This is a genomic window from Streptacidiphilus carbonis, from assembly GCF_000787775.1.
Taxonomy (GTDB): domain Bacteria; phylum Actinomycetota; class Actinomycetes; order Streptomycetales; family Streptomycetaceae; genus Streptacidiphilus; species Streptacidiphilus carbonis.
The window spans coordinates 25,975-51,930 of record NZ_BBPM01000008.1 but is presented as its reverse complement, the minus strand read 5'-3'; the positions used below and the strand labels follow the sequence as shown (position 1 = coordinate 51,930).

Below are 25,956 nucleotides of genomic sequence, written 5' to 3'. Positions count from 1 at the left end.
CCGGGGAAAACGGCACCGGCAACACGACGGGTGAGACGGGCAGTACCGAGGAGGGCTCGGTGCCCACCCCCCGCGGCGGTGCGACGGAGCTGGAGATCGTCGGCGTCCGGCACGGGATGTTCGGCGGGTCCAACCCCAGCGAGCAGGCCGGGGTCGGCGGGAACAGCGGCGACACCTCGGGCTACGGCCGGCTGGTCAGGCCGATCGTGCTGCCGGGGGCCTCGCCCCGTCCCTACGGGCACGGCTGGTTCGACGAGTGCGCCGACGAGTTCGAGGGCGCGCTGGAGGAGCAGGGCCTGGACGTGGGCTCGGTGATCGACAAGACGGTCGTGGACCGCGGCGAGATCACCTTCCACGTCGAGCGGCAGTTCCTGCCGCAGGTGATGAAGACCCTGCGGGACGACCCGGCGCTGCGCTTCGAGCTGTGCACCGGCGTCAGCGGGGTGCACTACCCCGGCGACAAGGGGCGCGAGCTGCACGCGGTCTACCACCTGCGCTCGATCACCCACAACCGGCTGATCCGGGTGGAGACCTCGGCGCCGGACGACGATCCGGTGATCCCCTCCACCTGCCTGGTGTATCCCACCAACGACTGGCACGAGCGGGAGACGTACGACTTCTTCGGCATCGTCTTCGAGGGCCACCCGGCGCTCACCCGGATCATGATGCCGGACGACTGGCTGGGTCACCCGCAGCGCAAGGACTACCCGCTCGGCGGCATCGCCGTCGAGTACAAGGGCGCGCAGATCCCGGCTCCCGACCAGCGGAGGTCGTACAACTGATGGAGAGTCAGACTCAACAGCAGGCGGAGGCCCCCGGTCGGGAGACCACCGAGGGGCGGGTCTACACCGTCACCGGCGGGGACTGGGACGAGATCGTCACGGCGGCGGCCAAGGCCGACGACGAGCGGATCATCGTCAACATGGGTCCGCAGCACCCCTCCACCCACGGAGTGCTGCGGCTGATCCTGGAGATCGACGGCGAGACCGTCACCGAGGCCAGGTGCGGGATCGGCTATCTGCACACCGGCATCGAGAAGAACATGGAGTTCAGGAACTGGACCCAGGGCACGACCTTCGTGACCCGGATGGACTACCTGACCCCGCTGTTCAACGAGGCCGCCTACTGCCTGGCGGTGGAGCGGCTGCTCGGGATCACCGACGACATCCCGGAGCGGGCCACCGTCATCCGGGTGCTGATGATGGAGCTCAACCGGATCTCCTCGCACCTGGTCTGCCTGGCCACCGGCGGGATGGAGATCGGCTCCACCACCCTGATGATCTACGGGTTCCGCGACCGCGAGATCATCCTCGACATCTTCGAGCTGGTCACCGGGCTGCGGATGAACCACGCCTACGTCCGCCCCGGCGGGCTGGCGCAGGACCTGCCGCCCGGTGCGCTGGACCAGATCCGCGAGGGCGTGAAGACGCTGCGCGGGCGGATGCACGAGTACGACAAGCTGGCGACCAACAACCCGGTGTTCAAGGCCCGGTTGGTGGACGTCGGCTATCTGGACCTGGCCGGCTGCATGGCGCTCGGCGCGACCGGGCCGATCCTGCGCTCCACCGGGCTGCCGCACGACCTGCGCAAGTCCGACCCCTACTGCGGCTACGAGCAGTACGAGTTCGAGGTGCCGACCGCCGACACCTGCGACTCCTACGGCCGCTTCCTGATCCGGCTGGCGGAGATGGAGCAGTCGCTGCGCATCGTCGAGCAGTGCCTGGACCAGCTGCGCGGCGGCCCGGGGCGGGTGATGGTCGAGGACAGGAAGATCGCCTGGCCGGCCCAGCTGGCGCTGGGCCCGGACGGCATGGGCAACTCGCTGGACCACATCCGCACGATCATGGGCGAGTCCATGGAAGCCCTGATCCACCACTTCAAGCTGGTGACCGAGGGCTTCCACGTCCCGGCCGGACAGGCCTACGCGGCGGTGGAGTCGCCCAAGGGCGAGCTGGGCGTGCATGTCGTCAGCGACGGCGGGACAAGGCCCTACCGGGTGCACTTCCGCGATCCCAGCTTCACCAATCTTCAGTCGATGGCGGCGATGTGCGAGGGCGGTCAGGTCGCGGACGTCATTGTCGCGGTGGCCGGGATCGACCCGGTGATGGGGGGTGTGGACCGATGAGTGTGCGCTTTCGGCCCGCGGGCTCGGGGTCACGTGGGGGTACGGGGGGTCGCTCCCCGGGGGGTTGCAGCACCAATCTTCAGTCGATGGCGGCGATGTGCGAGGGCGGTCAGGTCGCGGACGTCATCGTCGCGGTGGCCGGGATCGACCCTGTGATGGGAGGCGTGGACCGGTGACCACCACTGACAACGAGGCAGGGGCCGGGCCGACGCTGCTCGGGCTGCCCGAGCTGCCGGCCCCGGCCTTCCCGGCCGAGGTGCGGGCCGCGCTGGACCCGGACGCGGCCGAACTGATCGCCCGGTACCCGGACAGCCGCTCGGCGCTGCTGCCGCTGCTGCACCTGGTGCAGTCCGCCGAGGGCTTCGTCAGCCGCACCGGGATCCGGTACTGCGCCGAGCAGTTGGGGCTGACCACGGCCGAGGTCACCGCGGTGGCGACCTTCTACACCATGTACCGGCGGCGTCCGGCCGGCGAGTACCACGTGGGCGTCTGCACCAACACCCTGTGCGCGGTGCTCGGCGGCGACGAGATCTTCGCCGAGCTGCAGCAGCACCTGGGCATCGGCAACAACGAGACCACCGGCGACGGCGCGGTCTCGCTGGAGCACATCGAGTGCAACGCCGCCTGCGACTACGCCCCGGTGGTGATGGTCAACTGGGAGTTCTTCGACAACCAGACCCCGGAGAGCGCCAAGGAGCTGGTCGACCGGCTGCGGTCGGGCCAGGGCGGCGAGGTGCAGCCCACCCGCGGCGCCCGGCTCTGCAGCTTCAAGGAGACCTCGCGGATCCTGGCCGGCTTCCCGGACGGGCGCGAGGGCGCGGTGGACGAGTCCGGCGCCGGCGGCGCCCCGACGCTGGCCGGGCTGCGGCTGGCCCGCGGCGAGACCCTGCCGGGCACCGCCGCCGCGAGGCGGGTCGTCGCCCCGCGGCACGAGGAAGCGGCGCACGACAGCCCGCAGGACGCCGCACCGGGCGGGGGCACCTCACCGTCCCCGGCCTCGGCGCCGAGCGCGCACGACGCGGACGCGCCGGAGCAGACCGCGGCCTCCGATCCTGCGCACCCCGCAGGTCCGGTCGGCGACGCCGCACCCGGCGACAACGAAGGAGCCGAAGAGTGACCGCCGAGCACCCGGAGAAGCTGCTCTCCCCGGTCCTGTCCGACAGCTGGGACGACGACCGTCCCTGGACCCTGGACACCTATCGCCGCCATGACGGCTACAAGGGCCTGCACGAGGCTCTGCGGATGGACCCCGACGCCGTGATCGCGCTGGTCAAGGACGCCGGGCTGCGCGGAAGGGGCGGCGCCGGGTTCCCGACCGGGATGAAGTGGCAGTTCATCCCGCAGGGCGACGGCAAGCCGCACTACCTGGTGGTCAACGCGGACGAGTCCGAGCCGGGCACCTGCAAGGACATCCCGCTGCTGTTCGCCAACCCGCACTCGCTGATCGAAGGCATGATCATCGCGAGCTATGCGATCCGCTGCAGCCACGCCTTCATCTACCTGCGTGGCGAGACCGTCCCCGTGCTGCGCCGGCTGCACGCCGCGGTGGCCGAGGCCTACGCCGCCGGGTACCTCGGCAAGGACGTGCTGGGGTCCGGGTTCGACCTGGACATCACCGTGCACGCCGGCGCCGGCGCCTACATCTGCGGCGAGGAGACGGCGCTGCTGGACTCGCTGGAGGGCCGGCGCGGCCAGCCGCGGCTGCGGCCGCCGTTCCCGGCCATCGCCGGCCTCTACGCCTGCCCGACCGTGGTCAACAACGTGGAGTCCATCGCCTCGGTGCCCAGCATCCTGCACCGGGGCAAGGAGTGGTTCCGCTCGATGGGCAGCGAGAAGTCCCCCGGCTTCACGCTGTACTCGCTCTCCGGCCATGTCACCAACCCCGGCCAGTACGAGGCCCCGCTCGGCATCACGCTCCGTCAACTGCTGGACATGACCGGCGGGGTGCGCGAGGGGCACCGGCTGAAGTTCTGGACCCCGGGCGGCTCCTCCACCCCGATGTTCACCGACGAGCACCTCGACGTCGCCCTCGACTACGAGGGCGTCGGCGCGGCCGGGTCGATGCTCGGCACGAAGGCCTTGCAGATCTTCGACGAGACCACCTGCGTGGTCCGCGCCGTCACCCGCTGGACCGAGTTCTACGCCCATGAGTCCTGCGGCAAGTGCACCCCTTGCCGCGAGGGCACCTACTGGCTGGTCCAGCTGCTGCGCCGGATCGAGGCAGGGCACGGCGTCGAGGGCGACCTGGAGAAGCTCAACGACATCGCCGACAACATCAACGGCAAGTCCTTCTGCGCCCTCGGCGACGGCGCGGCCAGCCCGATCTTCTCCTCGCTCCAGTACTTCCGCGAGGAGTACGAGCAGCACCTCCGCGAGGGACGCTGCCCGTTCGACCCGGCCGCCTCCACGGTCTGGGCCGACGACGGCCGCGGCCGGCGCGGCTACGTACCCACCCATCAGACCGCCCAGGAGAAGGGGGTGCTCGCATGACGACCGTGGCCAACACCCCTGGAACGCCGACCGGTTCGCCGACGGCCCCGCCACCCGAGGAGCTTCTGGCCGTCACCATCGACGGCGTCCAGGTGCACGTGCCGAAGGGCACCCTCATCATCCGCGCCGCCGAGATGATCGGCGTGCAGGTCCCGCGCTTCTGCGACCACCCGCTGCTGGACCCGGTCGGCGCCTGCCGCCAGTGCATCGTCGAGGTGGAGGGCCAGCGCAAGCCGGTCGCCTCCTGCACCATGACGGTGACCGACGGCATGGTGGTCAACACCCAGGTCACCTCGCCGGTCGCGGAGAAGGCGCAGCACGGCGTGATGGAGCTGCTGCTGATCAACCACCCGCTGGACTGCCCGGTCTGCGACAAGGGCGGCGAGTGCCCGCTGCAGAACCAGGCGCTGTCGCACGGCCAGTCCGACAGCCGCTTCGAGGGCGTCAAGCGGACCTATGAGAAGCCGATCCCGATCAGCACCCAGGTGCTGCTGGACCGCGAGCGCTGCGTGTTGTGCGCCCGCTGCACCCGCTTCAGCGAGCAGATCGCCGGCGACCCCTTCATCGACCTGCTGGAGCGCGGCGCCAATGAGCAGGTCGGCATCGGCCCCGGTGACGACTTCCGCTCCTACTTCTCCGGCAACACCATCCAGATCTGCCCGGTGGGCGCGCTGACCTCAGCCGCCTACCGGTTCCGCTCCCGCCCCTTCGACCTGGTCTCCTCGCCCAGCGTGTGCGAGCACTGCTCGTCCGGCTGCGCGATCCGCACCGACCACCGGCGCGGCAAGGTGATGCGCCGGCTGGCGGGCGACGACCCGGCGGTGAACGAGGAGTGGTCCTGCGACAAGGGCCGCTTCGGCTTCCGCTACGGCCAGTCGCGGGAGCGGCTGACCACCCCGCTGGTACGCGGTGCGGACGGTGAACTGGCCCCGGCGAGCTGGCCGGAGGCGCTGCGGGCGGCCGCGGCCGGACTGGTGCGCGGCCGGACCGGGGTGCTGGTCGGCGGCCGGGCCACGGTCGAGGACGCCTACGCCTACGCCAAGTTCGCCAGGGTCGCGCTGGGCACCAACGACGTCGACTTCCGGGCCCGGATCCACAGCCCCGAGGAGGCCGACTTCCTGGCCGCCGCGGTCGCCGGTCGCGGTGTGGACGTGGACGGCAGCGGGGTGAGCTACCAGCAGTTGGAGGCCGCCCCGGCGGCACTGCTGGTCGGCTTCGAGCCGGAGGAGGAGTCGCCGATCGTCTTCCTGCGGCTCCGCAAGGCCGCCCGTACCAAGGGGCTCAAGGTCTTCTCGGTGGCCGCCTACGCCTCGCGCGGGCTGGGCAAGCTCGGCGGCAAGCTGCTCCCGGCCGCGCCCGGCACCGAGGCGGAATGGCTGGAGGCACTGGCCGAGGGCGACCCGCTGGACGGCGACGCCGGGCGTGCCGCCGAGCTGCTGCGGCAGCCCGGCGCGGTGCTGCTGGTCGGCGAGCGGCTGGCCGGGACGCCCGGCGCGCTGAGCGCCGCGGTCCGGCTGGCCCGGGCCTCCGGCGCGCGGCTGGCCTGGATCCCGCGGCGCGCGGGCGAGCGCGGAGCGGTGGAGGCCGGCGCGCTGCCGGGCCTGCTGCCCGGCGGCCGGCCGGTCACCGACCCGGACGCCCGGCGGGCCGTCGCGGCCGCCTGGGGCCTGGACGAACTGCCCGAGCGCTTCGGCCGGGACACCGCCGGCATCCTCACCGCCGCGGCCAACGGCGACCTGGACGCCCTGGTCGTCGGCGGCGTCGAGACCGCGGACCTGCCGGACCCGGCGGCCGCCGAGGAGGCCCTGGCCAGGGCGGGCTTCGTGGTCAGCCTGGAGCTGCGGCCCTCCGCCGTCACCGAGCACGCCGACGTGGTGTTCCCGGTCGCGGCGGTCGCCGAGAAGGCCGGGGCGTTCATGGACTGGGAGGGCCGGATCAGGTTCTTCGAGCCGGCCCTGAAGGCCGATCAGCTGATCACCCGTCATCTGTCCTCGGACCTTCGGGTGCTGCACATGATCGCCGATGCGATGGGTGCAAGTGCGTTGGGCCTGCCGGACATCACCGCCGCCCGGTGCGAGCTGGACGGGCTCGGCCCCTGGCACGGCGACCGGGTCGACGCCCCGGCCGAGCCGGCCCGGCCGCTGCCGCGGCCCAGTGCCGGCGAGGCCGTGCTGGGCGGATGGCGGATGCTGCTCGACAACGGGGTGCTGCAGCAGGGCGACCCCGCCCTCGCCGGGACCAGGCACCCCGCCGTGGCCCGGCTCTCGCCCGCCACCGCGGCCGAGGTCGGCATCGCCGACGGCGCGCCGCTCAGCGTCACCGGACCGGCCGGCAGCCTCACCCTGCCGCTGCTGATCACCCCCGAACTGCCCGACCGGGTGGTGTGGATCCCGCTCAACTCCACCCCCGGCGGCTCCTACCGCACCCTCGGCGCGACCCCGGGCCGGGTGGTCGGTCTCGCGCAGGCGAGCGCCGCCGGCAGCGCCGTCAGCACGGAGGCGAACCGATGAGCTCACCCGCACTCCAACTCGCGACCGAGGACCTCTCGGTCTTCGGGGTCGACCCCTGGTGGCTGGTCGTCATCAAGGCCGTGTTCTGCTTCGCGTTCCTGGTCGTCACCGTGCTCATCGCCATCGTGTGGGAGCGCAAGGTCGTCGCCTGGATGCAGCTGCGGATCGGCCCCAACCGGCACGGCCCCTGGGGCATGCTGCAGAGCCTCGCCGACGGCGTGAAGCTCGCGCTCAAGGAAGACCTGGTGGTCACCGCCTCCGACAAGGTGGTGTTCATCCTGGCCCCGGTGATCTCCGCGATCCCGGCCTTCCTGGCCGTCGCGGTGATCCCGTTCGGGCCGGCCGACCACGAGATCAGCATCTTCGGCACCAGGACCACGATGCAGCTCACCGACCTCCCGGTGGCGCTGCTCTACATCCTGGCCGCCGCCTCCGTCGGGATCTACGGCATCGTGCTGGCCGGCTGGGCCTCCGGATCGACCTACCCGCTGCTCGGCGGGGTGCGCTCGGCGGCGCAGATGGTGTCCTACGAGATCGCGATGGGCCTGTCGTTCGCGGCGGTGTTCATCTACTCGGGCTCGATGTCCACCTCGGCCATCGTGGACGCGCAGAAGCACACCTGGTTCGTCTGCCTGCTGCCGGTCAGCTTCGTCATCTACGTCATCTCGATGGTCGGCGAGACCAACCGGGCCCCCTTCGACCTCCCCGAGGCCGAGGGCGAGCTGGTCGGCGGCTTCAACACCGAGTACTCCTCGCTGAAGTTCGCGATGTTCATGCTGGCCGAGTACATCAACATGGTCACCGTCTCCGCCGTCGCCTCCATCCTCTTCCTGGGCGGCTGGCGGGCCCCGTGGCCGATCAGCACCTTCTGGGAGGGTGCCAACCACGGCTGGTGGCCGCTGCTGTGGATGATCGTCAAGATCCAGCTGCTGCTGTTCTTCTTCATCTGGCTCCGCGGCACCCTGCCCCGGCTGCGCTACGACCAGTTCATGAAGCTGGGGTGGAAGGTCCTCATCCCGGTGTCGCTGGTGTGGCTGGTGATGGTCGCCACCTTCCGGGCGCTGCGGAACAAGGGCTACAGCTTCGGCACCGATGTGCTGTACGTGGGCGGGGCCGTGGTGGTCCTGCTGCTGCTCTCCATCGTCTGGGACATGACCCGCAAGCGGGAGGAGCCCGCGGCGGCCTCCCCGAGCGAGGCCTTCGACCCGATGGCGGGCGGCTTCCCGGTGCCTCCGCTGCCGGGCCAGCAACTGCCTCCGGTACCTCGCCGCAGGTCCCGTACGACGTCCCAATCCGTCGCAGCACTGAAGGGAGCGGACGAGGATGCCAACTGAAGACTCTGACAAGCGCAGCATCCTGGGCCCCGCGGCCGGCTTCGGCGTGACCTTCTCGGCCATGTTCAAGAAGCGGCTCACGGAGCAGTACCCGGAGTACAAGAAGCCCACCGCGCCGCGCTTCCACGGCCGGCACCAGCTGAACCGGCACCCGGACGGGCTGGAGAAGTGCGTCGGCTGCGAGCTGTGCGCCTGGGCCTGTCCGGCGGACGCGATCTACGTGGAGGGGGCCGACAACACCGAGGAGGAGCGTTACTCCCCGGGTGAGCGCTACGGCCGCGTCTACCAGATCAACTACGCCCGCTGCATCCTCTGCGGACTGTGCATCGAGGCCTGCCCCACCCGGGCGCTGACGATGACCAACGAGTACGAGCTGGCGGACAGCAGCCGCGAGTCGCTGATCTTCACCAAGGAGCAGCTGCTCGCCGGGCTGACCGAGGGCATGGTCGAGTCACCGCACTCGATCTTCCCCGGCATGGACGAGGGCGACTACTACCGGGGCCTGGTCACCGAGGCCGCGCCCGGGACGGTCCGTCAGGTCGCCGTCAGCAAGGGCGAACAGCCCACGGAGGAAGGTGCGTCGGCGTGATCGAGATCGCCACCCCCCTCACCGGCGCCGCGTCCACCGGGGAGGCCGTCCAGTTCTGGATCCTCGCGGTGATCGCGGTCGCCGGGGCGCTGGGCATGGTGCTCTGCCGCAAGGCGGTGCACTCAGCGCTCTGCCTGGCCGGGACGATGATCGCGCTGGCGGTCTGCTACATGGCCCAGGGCGCGGTCTTCCTGGGCGTCGTGCAGATCGTCGTCTACACCGGCGCGATCATGATGCTGTTCCTCTTCGTGGTGATGCTCGTTGGCGTCTCCGCCGAGGACACGGTGAAGGACGCGCTGCGCGGGCAGCGGATCGCGGCCGTGGTCGCCGGGCTCGGCTTCGGCGTGCTGCTGATCGCCGGGATCGCCAACGCCAAGCTGCGGACCTTCACCGGGGTCGGCGCCGCCGACGCCAAGGCCGGCGGCAACGTCCAGGGCCTGGCCGCGCTGATCTTCACCAAGTACGTCTGGGCCTTCGAGGTCACCGGCGCGCTGCTGATCACCGCCGCCATCGGCGCCATGGTGCTGACGCACCGTGAGCTCACCGAGGAGCGGCAGACCCAGCGCGAGCTGGCCGAGCGCCGGGTCCGGCTGGGCACCCAGGTCACCCCGCTGCCGGCCCCCGGCGTCTACGCCCGGCACAACGCGGTGGACGTACCCGGCCTGCTGCCGGACGGCACCCCGTCCGAGCTCACCGTCAACCCGACGCTGCGGGCCCGCGGCCAGATGCGCGACGTCAGCGGCGAGCTGGTGGACCGGATGGGCGAGCTGGAGGCGAGCACCGCAGGGTGGCTCGGCCGCCGGACGCCCAAGCCCCGGCACAGCACCGAACTGGCCGAGGCACCGGCCTCGGCGCCTGCCCAGGCACCGGCTTCGGCACCGGCACCGGCTTCGGCACCGGATGTGGAGGAGAGCGAATGAACCCCGTCAACTACCTCTACCTGGCGGCGCTGCTGTTCACCATCGGCGCCACGGGTGTGCTGGTCCGGCGCAACGCGATCGTGCTCTTCATGTGCGTCGAGCTGATGCTGAACGCCTCCAACCTGGCCCTGGTCACCTTCTCCCGGCTGCACGGCAACCTGGACGGGCAGATCATCGCCTTCTTCACCATGGTGGTCGCCGCGGCCGAGGTCGTCGTCGGTCTCGCGATCATCGTGAGTGTCTTCCGCACCCGTCACTCGGCCTCGGTCGACGACACCAACCTCATGAAGCTGTAGCGGCGGAGGCTGACACACCGTGGACAATCTCATCCCCGTACTGGTCGGGCTACCGCTGGCCGGAGCCGCCGTGCTCCTGCTGGGCGGTCGCCGCCTGGACCGCTTCGGCCACTGGCTGGGCGTCCTCGCCTCCACCGCCTCCTTCGGCGTGGGGCTGGTCCTGTTCTTCGACATGCTGAGCCGTTCGACCGCACAGCGGCCGGCCTTCGAGCACCTGTTCACCTGGGTGCCGGTCGCGGGCTTCCAGGCCCAGGTCGGCTTCCAACTCGACCAGCTCTCGGTCGTGTTCGTACTGCTGATCACCGGCGTCGGCTCGCTGATCCACCTCTACTCGGTCGGCTACATGGCGCACGACGAGCGCCGCCGCCGCTTCTTCGGGTATCTCAACCTGTTCCTGGCAGCCATGCTGCTGCTGGTCCTCGCCGACAACTACCTGCTGCTGTACGTGGGCTGGGAGGGCGTGGGCCTGGCCTCGTACCTGCTGATCGGGTTCTGGCAGCACAAGCCCAGCGCGGCCACCGCCGCCAAGAAGGCGTTCCTGGTCAACCGGGTCGGCGACATCGGCCTCTCGGTCGCCATCATGCTGATGTTCAGCACCTTCGGGACCTTCGCCTTCGGCCCGGTCTTCGGCGCGGCGCACACAGCCTCCCAGGGCACCCTCACCGGCATCGGCCTGATGCTGCTGCTGGCCGCCTGCGGCAAGTCGGCCCAGGTGCCGTTGCAGTCCTGGCTCGGCGACGCGATGGAGGGCCCGACCCCGGTCTCGGCCCTGATCCACGCGGCCACCATGGTCACCGCCGGCGTCTACCTGATCACCCGCTCCAGCGCCGTCTTCAACCTGGCGCCGACCGCGCAGCTGGCGACGGTCTGCGTGGGCGCGGTGACGCTGCTCTTCGGTGCGATCGTCGGTTGCGCCAAGGACGACATCAAGAAGGCCCTGGCCGGATCGACGATGTCGCAGATCGGCTACATGGTGATGGCGGCCGGACTCGGCCCGATCGGCTATGTCTTCGCGATCATGCACCTGGTCACCCACGGCTTCTTCAAGGCCGGCCTGTTCCTCGGCGCCGGCTCGGTGATGCACGGCATGAACGACGAGGTCGACATGCGCAGGTACGGCGGCCTGCGCAAGCACATGCCGCTGACTTTCGTCACCTTCGGCCTGGGCTACCTGGCCATCATCGGCTTCCCGGGCCTGTCCGGGTACTTCTCCAAGGACAAGATCATCGAGGCGGCCTTCGCCCACGGCGGCACGGAGGGCTGGATCCTCGGCACCGCCGCCCTGGTCGGCGCCGCGGTCACCGCGTTCTACATGACCCGGGTGATGCTGATGACCTTCTTCGGCGAGAAGCGCTGGCAGCCCGACGCGGAGGGCCATGAGCCGCATCCGCACGAGTCGCCGTCCACCATGGGCATCCCGATGGTGGTCCTGGCCGTCGGCTCGGTCGGCGCCGGCGCCCTGTTCGCCTGGAACAGCTCCTTCGTCAAGTGGCTGACCCCGGTCACCGGCCATGACGAGGGCCACTCCCCGCTGAGCAGTTGGACGGTCTCCGGGATCACCTTCGCGGTGATCGCACTCGGCGTGCTGGTCGCCTGGACGATGTACGGACGGCAGCCGGTCCAGGCCACCCCGCCGGTGGGCTCGCTGCTCACCCGCGCGGCCCGCCGCGACCTTCTGCAGGACGACTTCAACCACGTCGTCCTGGTCGGCGGCGGTCAGCACCTCACCCGCTTCCTGGTCTACCTGGACGCCAAGGGCTTCGACGGCGTGGTCAACGGCATCGCCGCCGCCGTCGGCGGGACCTCGGGCCGGATGCGCAAGCTGCAGAACGGCTACGTCCGCTCCTACGCGCTGTCGATGTTCGGCGGTGCGCTGGTGCTGGTCGCCACCACTCTTCTGATGAGGGCCGTATGAGTTCCTTTCCTCTCCTCACGGTCGCCGCCGCGCTCCCGGCGGTCGGCGCGGTCCTCACCGCCGCGCTGCCCGCCGCGACCTCGGCCAAGCGACGGGACATCAACAAGACGCTGCCGCTGGGGATCTCGGTCCTCACCCTGGTGCTGGCAGCCGTCGTCGCGATCCGCTTCAAGCCGGGCGGCGCGCGCTACCAGATGACCGAGCACCACTCCTGGATCTCGGACTTCGGCATCGGCTACAGCCTCGGCGTGGACGGCATCGCGGTCGTCCTGATCCTGCTCACCGCCGTGCTGGTGCCGGTGGTGATGCTGGCCTCCTGGCACGACGCCGATCCGGTCGCCAATGACGCCGGGACCTTCGAGCGCAACCGCCGCACCCAGGGCTTCTTCGCCCTGATCCTGGCGGTCGAGGCGATGGTGGTGCTCTCCTTCGAGGCCACCGACGTCTTCCTGTTCTACGTCTTCTTCGAAGCCATGCTGATCCCGATGTACTTCCTGATCGGCGGCTTCGGCGACCGCACCGTGGGCGAGGACGCCCGCCAGCGCTCCTACGCCGCCGTCAAGTTCCTGCTCTACAACCTGCTCGGCGGCCTGATCATGCTGGCCGCGGTGATCGGCCTCTACGTCATCACCGCCAAGCAGGGCATCGGCACCGACGGCCACGGCACCTTCGACCTCAGCACCATCACCCAGGCGCTGGCCTCCGGGAAGCTGCACTTCTCCCCGGTCGCCGAGAAGGCGCTGTTCCTGGGCTTCATGTTCGCCTTCGCGGTGAAGGCCCCGCTGTGGCCGCTGCACACCTGGCTGCCCAACGCCATGGGCGAGGCCACCCCCGGAGTCGCCGTGCTGATCACCGCGGTGGTCGACAAGGTCGGCACCTACGCGATGCTCCGCTTCTGCCTGCAGCTCTTCCCGGACGCGTCCAAGACCTTCGGTCCGGCGATCCTGGTGCTCTCGCTGATCGGGATCATCTACGGGGCGCTGCTAGCGGTGGGCCAGAAGGACATCAAGCGGCTGATCGCCTACGCCTCGATCTCGCACTTCGGCTTCATCATCATGGGCATCTTCGCGATGACCAGCCAGGGCCAGGCAGGGGCGACCCTCTACATGGTCAACCACGGCATCTCCACCGCCGCCCTGCTGCTGGTGGCGGGCTTCCTGATGTCCCGTCGGGGGAGCAGGCTGATCGCCGACTACGGCGGCGTGCAGAAGGTCGCCCCGGTGCTCGCCGGGACGTTCATGATCGGCGGACTGGCCACTCTCTCGCTGCCCGGGCTGGCGCCCTTCGTCAGCGAGTTCCTGGTCCTGGTCGGCACCTTCACCCGCTACCCGGCCATCGGCATCGTCGCCACCATCGGCATCGTGCTGGCGGCGCTGTACGTGCTGGTGCTCTACCAGCGCACCATGACCGGGCCGGTCAAGCCCGAGGTGTCCGGCTTCCGCGACCTGCACGCCCGCGAGCTGGTCGTGGTCACCCCGCTGATCGCGCTGCTGCTGTTCCTCGGCGTCTACCCCAAGCCGGTCTCGGACATCGTCAACCCGGCGGTGCGGGACACCATGTCGGACGTCCACCGCACCGACCCCGCGCCCGCGCACCCGATCACGGCCGCCCAGGTGGCAGCCACCAACAGCCAGGGAGGTGGCCAGTGAGCGTGCCCGATACCGTCCACAGCCTGTGGACAGTGGCCGCGTCGTCCACGACGCAGACCATCCCGACCCCGCACATCGAGTACGGCCAGCTCTCGCCGATGCTGGCGGTCTTCGGCGCGGCGGCGCTCGGCATCCTGGCCGAGGCCTTCCTGCCCCGGCGCAACCGCTACTGGGCCCAGATCGGCATCGCCATGGCCGGGCTGGTCGGCGCCTTCGTCGCCGTCGTGGTGCTCGCCGCCCAGGGCTACGCCGGCACCAAGGCGCACCTGGCCGCGATGGGCGCGGTCGCCGTCGACGGACCGTCACTCTTCCTGCAGGGCACCATCGTGCTGATCGCGGTGGTCTCGGTGCTGGGCTTCGCCGAACGCCACCTGGAGCCGCGCAGCTCCACCGGCGCACCCGTGGACGCCTTCGCCCCGCAGGCGGCGACCGTCCCCGGCAGCGACGCGGAGAAGTCCGCCGCCCGCTCCGGCTTCGCCACCACCGAGGTCTTCCCGCTCACCATGTTCGCGGTCGGCGGGATGCTGCTCTTCCCGGCCGCCAGCGACCTGCTGACGATGTTCGTGGCGCTGGAGGTCTTCTCGCTCCCGCTCTACCTGCTGTGCGCCCTGGCCCGGCGCCGGCGGCTGCTCTCGCAGGAGGCAGCGGTCAAGTACTTCCTGCTCGGCGCCTTCTCCTCGGCCTTCTTCCTGTTCGGCCTGGCGCTGATCTACGGCTACGCGGGCACCGTCTCGATCGGCGGCATCGCCGACGTCGTCTCGGGGACGGCCACGCCGACCCCGGCGCTGGCCAACACCACCGCCAATGACGCACTGCTGCTGATCGGGCTGGCCATGCTGGGCGTCGGCCTGCTGTTCAAGGTCGGCGCGGTCCCCTTCCACGCCTGGACGCCCGACGTCTACCAGGGCGCCCCGACCCCGGTCACCGGCTTCATGGCGTCCGCCACCAAGGTCGCCGCCTTCGGCGCCACGCTGCGGCTGCTCTACGCGGCCTTCCCCGGCGTCACCTGGGACTGGCGCCCGGTGCTGTGGGGCGTGGCGATCCTCACCATGGTGGTCGGCGCGATCATCGCGGTCACCCAGACCGATGTGAAGCGGCTGCTGGCCTACTCCTCGATCGCCCACGCGGGGTTCATCCTCACCGGCGTGATCGCCATGAACAAGGCGGGCGTGTCGGCGGTGCTGTTCTACCTCGGCGCCTACTCCTTCGTGACCCTCGGCGCCTTCGCCGTGGTCACCCTGGTCCGCGACGCCGGCGGCGAGGCCACCCACCTGTCCCGCTGGGCCGGTCTGGGCCGCCGCTCGCCGCTGGTCGCGGCCACCTTCGCGCTCTTCCTGCTCGCCTTCGCCGGCATCCCGCTGACCAGTGGCTTCGCCGGGAAGTTCGCCGTGTTCCAGGCGGCGGCGAGCAGTGGGGCGACCCCGCTGGTGATCGTCGGTGTGCTCTCCTCGGCGGTCGCGGCGTTCTTCTACATCCGGGTGATCGTGCTGATGTTCTTCTCCGACCCGCGGCCGGACGGGCCCACGGTCGCGGTCCCCAGCGCCTTCACGGCCACCGCCATCGCCCTGGGCGTGCTGGTCACCCTCGGGCTGGGGATCCTGCCCCAGTACTTCCTCCATCTGGCCGACCAGGCCTCCGTCTTCGTCCGCTGACATCCGCAACGCGCCGCCAGGCCGGGCCTCCGCTCACCGCGGAGGCCCGGCCTGGGCACGTGCCCCGGCGCGTCGCACCGCGACCGGTACGCCAGCCAGGCGCGGAGATCCTCTTCGGACCGGATACGCTGCCACCATGGGCGCGGCGGGCTCGGGGTAGACGTCGTGTGGGAAGAATCGACATATGGACCGACCAGCGACAGGAGAGTTCCCGGTGACCGTCGTGGGGCCCTTCGGGCTGAGCGTGCAGAACCAGGCACTGGAAGCAGACGTCCAGCTCGGACTGGCCGCCGTCGAGCAGGCGCTCTCCGAGGCCACCAAGAGCGACGTGCCGTTCATCACAGTCACCGCCCAGCACCTCAAGGAAGCCGGGGGCAAGCGCCTGCGCCCGCTGCTGGTGCTGCTCGCCGCGCAGTTCGGCGACCCCAACGCACCCGGTGTGGTCCCCTCCGCCGTGGTGGTGGAGCTGACCCACCTGGCCACCCTCTACCACGACGATGTCATGGACGAGGCCGTGATGCGCCGCGGCACTCCCAGCGCCAACGCCCGCTGGGACAACTCGGTCGCCATCCTCACCGGCGACTTCCTCTTCTCCCGTGCCTCCAAGATCCTCGCCGACCTGGGCCCCGAGGCGGTCCGGGTCCAGGCCGACGCGTTCGAACGGCTGGTCACCGGCCAGATCCTGGAGACGGCAGGACCCCGCCCCGAGGACGACCCGGTCCAGCACTACCTGGACGTCATCTCCGGCAAGACCGGCTCGCTGATCGCCGTCTCGGGCCACCTCGGCGCGCTGATGGCCGGCGCGGACGAGTCGGTGGTCGACATCGTCACCCAGTACGGCGAGCGGATCGGCACCGCGTTCCAGATCGCCGACGACCTGCTGGACATCACCAGCGACAGCGACGAGTCCGGCAAGACCCCCGGCACGGACCTGCGCGAGGGCGTGCCGACCCTCCCCGAACTGCTGCTGCGGGCCGCGGCACCGGACCCCTCGATCCCCGGCGACCTGCGGCTGCGCGAGCTCCTGGACGCCGGCTTCCCGGCCGACGACCCGACCGCGGACGAGCGCCACGCCGAGGCGCTGACCCTGTTCCGCGCCCACCCGGCGCTGACCCGAGCCCGCGAGTCCACGCTTCGCTATGCGGAGGAGGCCCGCGCGCTGCTGGCGCCGCTGCCCGACTGCCCCGCGAGGGCGGCCCTTGAAGGGCTTTGCGACGTAGTCGCCCTGCGTACGATGTGACTTCGAGTGCGGCCCTGTCGGTGGTTGCTGTTCGCGCAGTTCCCCGCGCCCCCAGGTGGTGCAACCGGCCCGCTTGCAACCGGCCCGGGGCGCGGGGAACTGCGCGAACCCCGGCCAGGCACTGCCCGCACCGCTTAACGGACCTGAGCCCGACAGGGGGAGCGCACAGTGCTGCGAGTAGTGATCGCCGAGGATTCGGTTCTGCTGAGGGAAGGCCTGACCCGGCTGCTGGGTGACCGGGGCCTGGAGGTCGTCGGCGGGGTCGGCGACGGGGAGGAACTGCTCGCACTGATAGACGCCCTCGCAGCCGACGGCGCTCTGCCGGACGTGGTGGTGGCCGATGTGCGGATGCCGCCGACCCACACCGATGAGGGCGTCAGGGCCTGTGTGGAGCTGCGCAGGCGGCATCCGAAGGTGGCGACCCTGGTGCTGTCCCAGTACGTCGAGGAGCGGTACGCCTCCGAGCTGCTGGCCGGGTCCACCCGCGGGGTGGGCTACCTGCTCAAGGACCGGGTGGCCGACGTCCGCGAGTTCACCGAAGCGGTGGTGCGGGTCGCCGAGGGCGGGACGGCGCTGGACCCCGAGGTGGTGGCGCAGCTGCTCGGCCGGAGCCGCAGGCACGACGTACTGGACGCGCTGACGCCCCGCGAGCGCGAGGTGCTCGGGCTGATGGCCGAGGGGCGCACCAACAGCGCCATCGCCAAGCAGCTGGTGGTGTCCGACGGCGCCGTGGAGAAGCACGTCAGCAACATCTTCATGAAGCTGGGCCTGACCCAGAGCTCCGACGACCACCGCCGGGTGCTCGCGGTGCTCACCCACCTCAACTCCTGAGCCCGCGACTTCCGGGCCCGCGACTTCCGGGCCCTCGACTTCCGATCCATGACCGGTCGACTTCTGATCCACTCCCGGGCCCCCGTCCCGCCCCCCGAGCCGTCGTACTCCAAACCTCATCAGCCCATATGACGCATTGTGAGATAAGCGGCTCGGCAAGGACGATGGCACGTTTCAGGCTTGCCCCGCAGCGGTCGGAGACCGGCATAGGATGCGAAGCAGGGCACCGGTTTGACGGTGTCGGGCGTCGAGGGAGGCCAGTGCGGTGACCAGTCAGGTTGACGTAGCCGAGTCCACGGAGGGCGAGCCGCTGTCCGAGCCGTCGCCGGGCGCGGGGATGCTCGGATCGGGCGGCGACAGGCCCGGCAGCGACCGGCCCGGCAGGGACGGGCAGCGCGGCGACGGCAAGCGGGTGACGAAGCTCGACCGGGTGGTGATCCGCTTCGCGGGCGACTCCGGCGACGGCATGCAGCTCACCGGTGACCGCTTCACCACGGAGACGGCGGGCTTCGGCAACGACCTGTCCACGCTGCCCAACTTCCCGGCCGAGATCCGCGCCCCCGCAGGCACCCTGCCCGGGGTCTCCTCGTTCCAGCTGCACTTCGCCGACCACGATATCCTGACCCCCGGCGACGCCCCGCACGTGCTGGTGGCGATGAACCCGGCCGCGCTGAAGGCCAACCTGGGCGACGTGCCGCGCGGCGCGGAGATCATCGTCAACACCGACGAGTTCACCAAGCGGGCGCTGGCCAAGGTCGGCTATGCGGCCGACCCGCTGGGCGACGGCGCGCTGGACGCCTACTCGGTGCACCCGGTGCCGCTGACCACGCTCACCGTGGAGGCGCTCAAGGACAGTGGCCTGGCCCGCAAGGACGCCGAGCGGGCCAAGAACATGTTCGCGCTGGGCCTGCTGAGCTGGATGTACCACCGGCCGACCGAGGGAACCGAGCGCTTCCTACGGGTGAAGTTCGCGAACAAGCCGGACATCGCCGAGGCCAATGTCACCGCCTTCCGGGCGGGCTGGAACTACGGCGAGACCACCGAGGACTTCGCCGTCTCCTACGAGGTCGCTCCCGCCACGGCGGCCTTCCCGGCCGGCCGCTACCGCAACATCTCCGGCAACCTGGCGCTGGCCTACGGGCTGGTGGCCGCCTCGCAGCAGTCCGGGCTGCCGCTGTTCCTGGGCTCGTACCCGATCACCCCGGCCAGCGACATCCTGCACGAGCTCAGCAAGCACAAGAACTTCGGGGTGCGGACCTTCCAGGCCGAGGACGAGATCGCCGGCATCGGCGCCGCCCTGGGAGCGGCCTTCGGCGGCTCGCTGGGGGTGACCACGACCTCGGGGCCCGGCGTGGCGCTGAAATCGGAGACCATCGGGCTGGCGGTCTCGCTGGAGCTGCCGCTGCTGGTGATCGACATCCAGCGCGGCGGCCCCAGCACCGGCCTGCCGACCAAGACCGAGCAGGCCGACCTGCTGCAGGCGATGTACGGGCGCAACGGCGAGGCGCCGGTGCCGATCGTCGCTCCGGCCACGGCCGCCGAGTGCTTCACCGCGGCGCTGGAGGCGGCCCGGATCGCGCTGACCTACCGCACCCCGGTGTTCCTGCTCTCGGACGGCTACCTGGCCAACGGCTCGGAGCCCTGGCGGATCCCTGAGCCGCAGGAGCTGCCGGACCTGCGGGTCCCGTTCGCCACCGAGCCCAACCGCCCGGACGGCAGCTTCTGGCCCTATCTGCGCGACCCGGAGACGCTGGCCCGTCCCTGGGCCGTCCCGGGCACCCCCGGCCTGGAGCACCGGGTCGGCGGCATCGAGAAGCAGGACGGCTCCGGCAACATCTCCTACGACCCGGCCAACCACGACCACATGGTCCGGATCCGGCAGGCCAAGGTCGACGGAATCACGGTGCCGGACCTTACGGTTGACGATCCTTCCCCAGCCTCCGGCCGGGGAGGCCCCACTGGCGGGGCCGGGCTGCTGGTGCTCGGCTGGGGCTCCACCTACGGTCCGATCGCCGCGGCGGTGCGCCGGGTCAGGGCGGCCGGCGGCCGGGTGGCCCAGGCGCACCTGCGCCACCTCAACCCCTTCCCGGCCAACCTCGGCGAGGTGCTGGCCGGCTACGACCGGGTGCTGGTCCCCGAGATGAACCTGGGCCAGCTCGCCCATCTGCTGCGGGCCAAGTACCTGGTCGACGCCGAATCGTTCACCCAGGTCACCGGCCTGCCCTTCAAGGCCGAGCAGCTCGCCGACGCGCTGACCGCGCACCTGCGCACCGCTGACGACACTGACACCGCTGACGCCGTCGACACCACCCCGGAGGCGGGCCGTGACCGCTGAGACGCACGCCTTTCCCTCGCTGAGCCTGGTCCCCAAGGCCGCCGCCCCGCAGAGCATGAAGGACTTCAAGTCCGACCAGGAGGTGCGCTGGTGCCCCGGCTGCGGGGACTACGCGATCCTGGCCGCGGTGCAGTCCTTCCTGCCCGAGCTCGGCCTGGCCCGGGAGAACATCGTGTTCGTCTCCGGCATCGGCTGCTCCTCGCGCTTCCCGTACTACCTCAACACCTACGGGATGCACTCCATCCACGGCCGCGCCCCGGCCATCGCCACCGGCCTGGCCGCCTCCCGCCCCGACCTGTCGGTCTGGGTGGTCACCGGCGACGGCGACGCGCTGTCGATCGGCGGCAACCACCTGATCCACGCGCTGCGCCGCAACGTCAACCTCAAGATCCTGCTGTTCAACAACCGGATCTACGGTCTGACCAAGGGCCAGTACAGCCCCACCAGCGAGGTCGGGAAGATCACCAAGTCCACCCCGATGGGCTCGCTGGACGCCCCGTTCAACCCGCTCTCGCTGGCGCTGGGCGCCGAAGCCGGCTTCGTCGCCCGCACCATCGACTCGGACCGCAAGCACCTGCAGTCGGTGCTGCGTGCCGCGGCCGAGCACCAGGGCACCGCGCTGGTGGAGATCTACCAGAACTGCAACATCTTCAACGACGGCGCCTTCGACGCACTCAAGGAGCCGGCCACCCGGGACGACGCGCTGATCCGGCTGGAGCACGGGCAGCCGATCCGCTTCGGGGCCGGCAACGGCCAGGGCGTCTTCCGCGACCCTGCCACCGGCGACCTGGCGGTCGCCGAGGTCACCGCGGACAACGCCGACCGGGTGCTGGTGCACGACGCCCACGCGGCCGGCCCCACCACCGCCTTCGCACTGACCCGGCTGGCCGCCCAGGACACGCTGCACAACACCCCGATCGGCGTGCTGCGCAGCGTCCAGCGCCCGGTCTACGACATCCAGATGCAGACCCAGCTGGACCAGGCCGTCGCCCAACGCGGCCCCGGCGACCTCGCCACCCTCCTCACCGGCAGCGACACCTGGAGCGTCGACTGAGGCATCTCGCGTTAGAGAGTCGCTAAGATCCGCGACGAATCCTTAACGGTGGGTACTTATGTCCTGTTTGTCCGTTTGTGCAGGGGTAACCATGGCATCGGACAAACAGCAGCACTCGCCGATCGGACCCCGTCATGGACAGCCACACCAGCGTGAGCAGCCCCGCCCCCGCAGCCGCGGACGGGCCGCCGTCCGTGCCGCCGACCGCGCTCGCGGTGCTGCCGGAGAGCCTCGGCTACCGGGTGAAGAAAGGTTTGCTCGGGAAGCCCCTCGTCACCGAGCAGCTGAGCCACGAGAAGCTCTCCAACCCGGTCGCCCTCGGCGTCCTCGCCTCGGACTGCATATCGTCCTCGGCGTACGGCTCCGAGGCGATGCTCACCATCCTGATCCCGGTGATCGGCGTCGCCGCCTTCACCCTGCTGCTGCCGGTCACGCTGGCGATCCTCTGCGTGCTGACCCTGCTCACGCTCTCCTACCGCGACGTGGTGATGGCCTACACCCGGGCCGGCGGCTCCTACGTGGTCGCCAGGGAGAACTTCGGGCCCAACGTGGCCCAGATCGCGGCCGTCGCGCTGCTGATCGACTACATCGTCACGGTCGCCGTGCAGACCGCGGCCGGCACCACCGCGCTGCTGTCGCTGGTGCACCTGCTCGGCGGTGACGCCTACAACTGGATCGACAACTACCAGTTGCTGATCTCCGTCTGCATCGTGCTGCTGCTCTGCTGGGGCAATCTGCGCGGTATCAGGGAGGCGGGCAAGGCGTTCGCGCTGCCGGCGTACCTGTTCATGGCCGGGATGGGGCTGCTGTTCGCGGTGGCCGGTATCCGGCTGCTCTCCGGGGACCTGCCCAAGGCGGACGTGCATGCCAACGGCGCGCTGGGGCTGGGCCTGGACGGCAACCACAGCAGCCTGCTGATGGGCGCTTCGGTCTTCCTGGTGCTCAAGGCCTTCGCCAACGGGGGCACCTCACTGACCGGCCTGGAGGCCATCTCCAACGGCGTCAGCGCCTTCCGCAACCCGCAGGGCCCCAACGCCCGGAAGACCCTGGTGGCGATGTCGGTCACGCTGGGCGTCCTGGTGCTGGGCGTCTCCGGTCTGGCCTACCTGACCCACTCCATCCCGTTCGGCAGCGGCAACCCCAGCGTGCTGTCGCAGGAGGCCGACCTGGTCTTCGGCCACACCTGGATCGGCCAGGCCGCCCTGGTCTTCCTGCAGTTGGCCACCGCGCTGATCCTCTACACCGGCGCCAACACCTCGTTCAACGGCTTCCCGTTCCTGGCCAGCTTCGTCGCCGAGGACTCCTTCCTGCCGCGCCAGCTCACCCGCCGCGGCCACCGGCTGGCCTTCTCCTCCGGCATCCTCACGCTCACCGGCGTCTCGCTGGCCCTGCTGATCGGCACCGACGCCAAGCTGGACAAGCTGCTGGGGCTGTATGCGATCGGCGTCTTCACCGGCTTCTTCATGGCCGGCACCGGACTGGTGAAGCACCACTGGACCCGCCGCGAGCGCGGCCGCACCGCCAAGCTGATCGTCAACGCGCTCGCCGCCGCCGCCTCCATCTCCATCGTGGCGATCTTCGCCATCACCAAGTTCACCGAGGGCGCCTGGATGGTGGTCGTGCTCTTCCCGATCGGCGTCTTCTCGCTGATCCGGGTGAACCGCCGCTACCGCGAGGAGGCCGAGGCGCTGGCCACCGCCCCCGCCGACACCACCGCCCCGCGCCACCGCCGCCAGCTGATGTACATCCTGGTGGACCGGGTCGACCTGGCCGCGCTCAAAGCCATCGCCTACGCCCGCTCGCTGCGGCCGCAGGAGATCCGGGCGATCCACTTCATGATCGACAACCGTGAGGCCGAGAAGCTCGCGGCCCAGTGGGCCGACGCCGAGGTGGGCGACCTGCCGCTGGAGATCGTCCAGTGCCCGGACCGCCGGATCACCCGCTCGCTGCTGGAGCTGATCGCCCGCAACACGGCCGACAGGAAGAGCCAGATCACCCTGCTGATCCCGGAGCGCAACTACTCACCGGTCCTCGGCCGGCTGCTGCACCGCCGCACCGCCGACCACATCGCCCGCGCGGTCGGCAAGCTGCCCAATGTGGTGGCGACCATCGTCCCGTTCGACGTGATCCTCGCGGAGCACCCGGGCCGGGCCGAGGCCGACAGCACCATAGCCGTCTAACGGACATGACAGCCTGCCCCTCCGCCCTCTACCTTCCTGACATAGGGACGAGCGGTGGAAGGGGCGGGTCGGCATGGGCGAAGCGGGCGAGCAGCGGCGCGGGTTCTGGTTCGGGGTGGCGGCGTACGGGCTGTGGGGGCTGTTCCCGCTGTACTGGCCGCTGCTGAAGCCGAGCGGTGCGCTGGAGATCCTGGCCAACCGGATGGTCTGGTCACTGGCGGCGGTGGCGGCGATCCTGCTGTTCCAACGTCACTGGGGCTGGATACGGCCGCTGCTGCGGCAGCCGCGCCGGCTGCTGATGATCGGCTCGGCGGCGGCGCTGGTGTCGGTGAACTGGGGCGTCTACATCTGGGCCGTCAACAGCGACCATGTCGTCGAGACCTCGCTGGGCTACTTCATCAACCCGCTGGTCACCATCGCCTTCGGGGTGCTGCTGCTGAAGGAGCGACTGCGCCGGGCGCAGTGGGTGGCGGTCGGCACCGGCGCGCTCGCGGTGGTGGTGCTGACGGTCGGGTACGGACGGCTGCCCTGGATCGCGATGGTGCTGGCCCTCAGCTTCGGCGGCTACGGGCTGATCAAGAAGAAGGTCGGGCTGGGCGGCCTGGAGAGCCTGGCCGGCGAGACCGCGTTCCAGTTCTTCCCCGCCTTCGGCTTCCTGGTCTACCTCGCGGTCAGCGGCAGCGGAACCCTGGGCCGCACCGAGCCCGGCTCCTACGGCTGGGGCCACAGCGTGCTGCTGGTGCTGTGCGGGCTGGTCACCGCGCTGCCGCTGCTGGCGTTCGGCGCGGCGGCGGTCCGGGTCCCGCTGACCACGCTGGGGCTGCTGCAGTACCTGGCCCCGGTGTTCCAGTTCGCGATCGGCATCACTGTCTTCCACGAGCACATGCCGCCGGCCCGCTGGGCCGGCTTCGCCCTGGTCTGGGTGGCGCTGGCGCTGCTCACCCGGGACGCGCTCCGCGATGCGCTCCGCGACCGCAGGGCGGGGCGGCCCGCGCCGACGGCGGTTGCTCCTGGCGCCGTCGGGGCCACCGTGGAGTCCCCGGTGGAGGCGCACGGCTGAATTCGCGGGTGCGGCGTGTGCATGGCTTGTCGCGCAGTTCCCCGCGCCCCTGGGGGTCTGCAACTGAACCGCTGTGGGTCAGTTGCACCTACACAGGGGCGCGGGGAACCGCGCGCCCAGCCAGGCACACGCCGCAGTTGACAACTCCTCAGACCTGGTACTTGGCCGCCGCGGCGACCAGCGCGTTCTGCAGCGTCTGGATGCTGTTGTCCTTGAGGTACCCGATCACCGCGGTGTCGATCGCCGTGTTCCACGCGCCGGAGGCGACCACGCCGTGGGTGAGCGAGCCGGCGATGGTGTCCTTCCGCCACTCGTCCAGGGACCACTGCAGGTAGCTGTCGAACAGGCCGCGCTCATCCGTGGTGATGGACGACCGCGGCGGGATCGCGCCCTTCACCGAGGTGAAGTCGTCCTGCCCGGTCTGGCTGCCGCAGGTGGTCAGCCAGGCGATGGCCGCCTCCCGGTCCTTGGCGCCGACCGGCAGGGTGAAGCAGTCCGCCGCGAAGAGGAAGGTGCCCTGGGTGCCGGGGACCGGGGCCCAGGAGTAGTCGACGCCGCCGGTGAGCTTGAGGGTCACCGCGAAGTTGGCCTCGGTCCAGTCGCCCATGATCTGGTAGGCGGCGTCGCCGCTGCCGACCAGGGAGCTCACCTGGTCCCAGCTGGTGTTCTGGCTGCCGGTGCCGGGCGCGTAGCCCATGATCTCGTGGAAGGTGCTCAGCGCGCTGCTGACCTTGGCGGAGCTCCAGTTGCCGCCCTTCTTCCACAGGGCCGCCCACTCGTCCGCCTTGAGGGTGCTCACCAGCACCGTCTCCATGATGTGCTTGACCTGCCAGTCCTGGCCGGGGTCGCGGGAGACGGCCAGCGGCATCTTCCCGTGGGCCTTGACCTTCGCCAGGTTGCCGATGAACTCGGTCATGGTCTTGGGGGCGGTGCTGATGCCCAGCCCGCGGCAGAGGTTGATGTTGGACCAGAGCACGTTGATGTGGTGGATGTCCACCGGGACCGAGTAGTACTTGCTGTCGCGCTGGATCAGCTTCAGCACCTGCGGGTTGAACTGCTTGTCCCACCCCTGCTGCTGGTAGAGGAAGGTGAGGTCCTCGACCTGTCCGGCGGTGATGTAGTCGCCGACCATGGCGCCGGCCTGGGCCTGGAAGGTGTCCGGCGGGTTCTTGGCGGCCAGCCGCTTGGCCAGCACCGCCTGGGCGTTGGCGCCGGCGCCGCCGGTGACGGCCCGGTTGACGAAGGCCACGTGCGGGTTGTTCTGGGTGAACACCGCGACCAGGGCGGCGAGCGCGTCCTTCTCGCCACCCGCGGTCCACCAGGAGAACACCTCGAGATCGGTGGGTGCTCCGTTGGCGCCGGCGGTGGTCTTGGTGCCCGAGCTGCACGCGGAGAGCAGCCCGGTGCCAGTGGCTGCTCCCGCGACTCCGGAGGCGGCGAGGAAGGTGCGGCGGCTCATGGCCATGTGTGGATGACTCCTGTCGTGCCTGTTGATCGTGCGGTGCCGCCGTCGCACACGGACGCCACAGGTGTCCGTGCCGCCGCTCGGTCAGGAACTGAGGGAGGGGGATCCACACGACCCGGCACAGATTACCTTCACACGTTCAGATGAATAGGCATCATCTGACAGTCCGGCAAGCCCGTGCGTCAAGTCAGGAATCGCTCGGTGAGACGGAATCCGGGCACATTTCGGATACATTCGACTCCGAAAATGACACCACTCCGGGTGGTGCAAATGCTGCAGGGGGGCGCCCAGAGCCTGGGCGCCCCCCGTGA

Annotated in this window: 19 protein-coding genes and 1 pseudogene; 19 read left to right on the top strand and 1 reads right to left on the bottom strand. The window is 70.5% G+C overall.

Annotated elements, in window-relative coordinates:
* Positions 1 to 59: 59 nt before the first annotated feature.
* The 19 genes and pseudogenes from TR46_RS08490 to rarD all read left to right on the top strand — a co-directional run bounded on the left by TR46_RS08490 (position 60) and on the right by rarD (position 24,180).
* A complete protein-coding gene (locus TR46_RS08490; RefSeq protein ID WP_042396520.1) occupies positions 60 to 782 on the top strand; it encodes an NADH-quinone oxidoreductase subunit C in 723 nt (240 codons plus the stop codon).
* Positions 782 to 2,125, top strand: coding sequence for an NADH-quinone oxidoreductase subunit D (locus tag TR46_RS08485; protein WP_042396293.1), 1,344 nt, complete (start codon positions 782 to 784; stop codon positions 2,123 to 2,125). Before TR46_RS08490 ends, TR46_RS08485 begins: the two co-directional genes overlap by 1 nt.
* Before the next feature lie 71 nt (positions 2,126 to 2,196).
* Positions 2,197 to 2,301, top strand: a pseudogene (locus tag TR46_RS45295) (NADH-quinone oxidoreductase subunit D-related protein); the annotation flags it as partial.
* Positions 2,298 to 3,242 carry an NADH-quinone oxidoreductase subunit NuoE gene (gene nuoE, locus TR46_RS08480; protein ID WP_042396291.1) on the top strand — a complete coding sequence of 315 codons (945 nt, stop codon included), beginning with the start codon at positions 2,298 to 2,300 and terminating at the stop codon, positions 3,240 to 3,242. The pseudogene TR46_RS45295 and the gene nuoE, both read left to right, overlap by 4 nt.
* The gene (gene nuoF, locus TR46_RS08475; protein ID WP_042396290.1) at positions 3,239 to 4,615 is read left to right on the top strand and encodes an NADH-quinone oxidoreductase subunit NuoF; all 1,377 of its coding nucleotides are present in this window, start codon (positions 3,239 to 3,241) and stop codon (positions 4,613 to 4,615) included. Before nuoE ends, nuoF begins: the two co-directional genes overlap by 4 nt.
* The gene (locus TR46_RS08470) at positions 4,612 to 7,125 is read left to right on the top strand and encodes an NADH-quinone oxidoreductase subunit G (RefSeq protein WP_042396288.1); all 2,514 of its coding nucleotides are present in this window, start codon (positions 4,612 to 4,614) and stop codon (positions 7,123 to 7,125) included. Before nuoF ends, TR46_RS08470 begins: the two co-directional genes overlap by 4 nt.
* Complete coding sequence (nuoH, locus tag TR46_RS08465) at positions 7,122 to 8,459, top strand: NADH-quinone oxidoreductase subunit NuoH (protein ID WP_042396286.1); 1,338 nt, start codon at positions 7,122 to 7,124, stop codon at positions 8,457 to 8,459. Before TR46_RS08470 ends, nuoH begins: the two co-directional genes overlap by 4 nt.
* On the top strand, positions 8,449 to 9,048 hold the full coding sequence (gene nuoI, locus TR46_RS08460) for an NADH-quinone oxidoreductase subunit NuoI (protein WP_042396284.1): 600 nt from the start codon (positions 8,449 to 8,451) through the stop codon (positions 9,046 to 9,048). Before nuoH ends, nuoI begins: the two co-directional genes overlap by 11 nt.
* Positions 9,049 to 9,053: 5 nt before the next feature.
* On the top strand, positions 9,054 to 9,968 hold the full coding sequence (locus TR46_RS08455; protein ID WP_084718151.1) for an NADH-quinone oxidoreductase subunit J: 915 nt from the start codon (positions 9,054 to 9,056) through the stop codon (positions 9,966 to 9,968).
* A complete protein-coding gene (nuoK, locus tag TR46_RS08450) occupies positions 9,965 to 10,264 on the top strand; it encodes an NADH-quinone oxidoreductase subunit NuoK (protein WP_030261239.1) in 300 nt (99 codons plus the stop codon). Before TR46_RS08455 ends, nuoK begins: the two co-directional genes overlap by 4 nt.
* Positions 10,265 to 10,283: 19 nt before the next feature.
* Positions 10,284 to 12,179: an NADH-quinone oxidoreductase subunit L gene (gene nuoL, locus TR46_RS08445; RefSeq protein ID WP_042396281.1), complete on the top strand. Its 1,896-nt coding sequence runs from the start codon at positions 10,284 to 10,286 to the stop codon at positions 12,177 to 12,179.
* The gene (locus tag TR46_RS08440) at positions 12,176 to 13,828 is read left to right on the top strand and encodes an NADH-quinone oxidoreductase subunit M (protein ID WP_042396279.1); all 1,653 of its coding nucleotides are present in this window, start codon (positions 12,176 to 12,178) and stop codon (positions 13,826 to 13,828) included. Before nuoL ends, TR46_RS08440 begins: the two co-directional genes overlap by 4 nt.
* Entirely contained in the window at positions 13,825 to 15,480 is a 1,656-nt protein-coding gene (gene nuoN, locus TR46_RS08435) for an NADH-quinone oxidoreductase subunit NuoN (RefSeq protein WP_042396278.1), read from the top strand. The genes TR46_RS08440 and nuoN overlap by 4 nt, the downstream gene beginning before the upstream one ends.
* Before the next feature lie 214 nt (positions 15,481 to 15,694).
* Positions 15,695 to 16,720, top strand: coding sequence for a polyprenyl synthetase family protein (locus TR46_RS08430; RefSeq protein WP_042396276.1), 1,026 nt, complete (start codon positions 15,695 to 15,697; stop codon positions 16,718 to 16,720).
* Positions 16,721 to 16,891: 171 nt separating this feature from the next.
* Positions 16,892 to 17,551 (top strand): response regulator transcription factor, encoded by a 660-nt coding sequence (locus TR46_RS08425; RefSeq protein WP_042396515.1) that lies wholly within the window; start codon positions 16,892 to 16,894, stop codon positions 17,549 to 17,551.
* Between the two features lie 265 nt (positions 17,552 to 17,816).
* The gene (locus TR46_RS08420; RefSeq protein WP_052432634.1) at positions 17,817 to 19,886 is read left to right on the top strand and encodes a 2-oxoacid:acceptor oxidoreductase subunit alpha; all 2,070 of its coding nucleotides are present in this window, start codon (positions 17,817 to 17,819) and stop codon (positions 19,884 to 19,886) included.
* A 55-nt stretch (positions 19,887 to 19,941) separates the two neighbouring features.
* Positions 19,942 to 20,940, top strand: a complete 999-nt coding sequence (locus tag TR46_RS08415; protein ID WP_084718149.1) for a 2-oxoacid:ferredoxin oxidoreductase subunit beta — start codon at positions 19,942 to 19,944, stop codon at positions 20,938 to 20,940.
* 134 nt (positions 20,941 to 21,074) lie between these two features.
* Entirely contained in the window at positions 21,075 to 23,120 is a 2,046-nt protein-coding gene (locus TR46_RS08410) for an APC family permease (RefSeq protein WP_084718103.1), read from the top strand.
* Positions 23,121 to 23,193: 73 nt separating this feature from the next.
* A complete protein-coding gene (rarD, locus tag TR46_RS08405) occupies positions 23,194 to 24,180 on the top strand; it encodes an EamA family transporter RarD (RefSeq protein ID WP_042396272.1) in 987 nt (328 codons plus the stop codon).
* A 148-nt stretch (positions 24,181 to 24,328) separates the two neighbouring features.
* Here rarD and TR46_RS08400 read toward each other — a convergent pair whose 3' ends face one another.
* The gene (locus tag TR46_RS08400; protein ID WP_052432633.1) at positions 24,329 to 25,645 is read right to left on the bottom strand and encodes an ABC transporter substrate-binding protein; all 1,317 of its coding nucleotides are present in this window, start codon (positions 25,643 to 25,645) and stop codon (positions 24,329 to 24,331) included.
* Positions 25,646 to 25,956: the final 311 nt, after the last annotated feature.

Excerpts from the sequence above, each read along its gene's own strand:
- TR46_RS08485 (WP_042396293.1), top strand. The coding sequence starts at position 782 with ATGGAGAGTCAGACTCAACAGCAGGCGGAGGCCCCCGGTCGGGAGACC.
- TR46_RS08470 (WP_042396288.1), top strand. The coding sequence starts at position 4,612 with ATGACGACCGTGGCCAACACCCCTGGAACGCCGACCGGTTCGCCGACG.
- nuoH (WP_042396286.1), top strand. The coding sequence starts at position 7,122 with ATGAGCTCACCCGCACTCCAACTCGCGACCGAGGACCTCTCGGTCTTC.
- nuoI (WP_042396284.1), top strand. The coding sequence starts at position 8,449 with ATGCCAACTGAAGACTCTGACAAGCGCAGCATCCTGGGCCCCGCGGCC.
- nuoK (WP_030261239.1), top strand. The coding sequence starts at position 9,965 with ATGAACCCCGTCAACTACCTCTACCTGGCGGCGCTGCTGTTCACCATC.
- TR46_RS08440 (WP_042396279.1), top strand. The coding sequence starts at position 12,176 with ATGAGTTCCTTTCCTCTCCTCACGGTCGCCGCCGCGCTCCCGGCGGTC.
- TR46_RS08415 (WP_084718149.1), top strand. The coding sequence starts at position 19,942 with ATGAAGGACTTCAAGTCCGACCAGGAGGTGCGCTGGTGCCCCGGCTGC.
- TR46_RS08410 (WP_084718103.1), top strand. The coding sequence starts at position 21,075 with ATGGACAGCCACACCAGCGTGAGCAGCCCCGCCCCCGCAGCCGCGGAC.
- rarD (WP_042396272.1), top strand. The coding sequence starts at position 23,194 with ATGGGCGAAGCGGGCGAGCAGCGGCGCGGGTTCTGGTTCGGGGTGGCG.
- TR46_RS08400 (WP_052432633.1), bottom strand. The coding sequence starts at position 25,645 with ATGGCCATGAGCCGCCGCACCTTCCTCGCCGCCTCCGGAGTCGCGGGA.